This is a genomic window from Chryseobacterium urinae (genome assembly GCF_030518295.1).
Lineage (GTDB): Bacteria > Bacteroidota > Bacteroidia > Flavobacteriales > Weeksellaceae > Chryseobacterium > Chryseobacterium mucoviscidosis.
Window position 1 is genome coordinate 1 of sequence record NZ_JAULSJ010000083.1, and the last position, 912, is coordinate 912.

Annotated in this window: 2 protein-coding genes; both read right to left on the bottom strand. The window is 26.2% G+C overall.

Going from position 1 to position 912, the window contains the following annotated elements; all coding sequences use genetic code 11:
* The coding region (locus QWT87_RS21035) for a hypothetical protein (RefSeq protein WP_302718692.1) at positions 1-334 on the bottom strand (334 nt) is incomplete at its 3' end.
* A gap of 45 nt (positions 335-379) precedes the next feature.
* Entirely contained in the window at positions 380-745 is a 366-nt protein-coding gene (locus QWT87_RS21040; RefSeq protein WP_302718694.1) for a hypothetical protein, read from the bottom strand.
* Positions 746-912 lie beyond the last annotated feature (167 nt).

Consider the following 912-nt stretch of genomic DNA (forward strand, 5'->3'; position numbering starts at 1 on the left):
AGGAATCCGAAGCTTCTAATTCATGAAAAACAATATTTTCACCTCTTAATAATGATATTGATTTTACTAAAAAAGCATTCTCTTTTTTATTGTTACTTGTAAAAATCTCATTGATAATTTCCCACTCTTCTTTCTTAAAGGTCTTAAGATTTACCACAATTGATTCAATTCGTAAAAATGATTCTTCATCGATCTTCACGCAATAATACGTTTTCTCATGAGTTCTAAAGTTTTTGTGAATACACTGAAATAGATACATATCCTTTTCAAAGGAAACTACTGATGTAATAATATCGTCATACCAATCAATTATATGTAAATTAGTAATGGTCATTTGTTTTAGTTTAGCTTTTATGTTTTGCTCCGCAGAATTATGAATTTAGATGTTCTGAAATCCTTTGATATAAAACACAGTCCCATAAAAATGATAACCAACCTTTATCATTAAGCTTTTTTTACCATTTCCGATATAAACAACTTTATCCTGAAATATGTAAAATAAATCTTTTCCGACATTCAGTCTGCATTGATCAATTTTCATTTCTAACAATTCCTGCTGTAAATTTTCACCTATATTTTCAATTCCGTATTGATAGAAATTTTTATTGGAATGGTGTTCTAAACTTCTGATGTTTTCAGTTTGTATTTTTGAAATAGTCACGCATAGCCTTCGTTCCAAATAGAAATTATAAACAAACGAAATCACAAGCAAAAGAATGAATAAAAACAAAATTTTATTTTTCATTTAAATTTCATCTAAAATAATAGTTATTAAACAGGTAAAGATAACAAAAACAGATGTTCAAAAAATTAACCAAAAATTATTTCAATTTTACTTTCATAATTCAAAAAAAGGTTATACATTTGCAACCACAAAAAACAAGGTAATTCTTGTTAAAAAGATGACCTCAA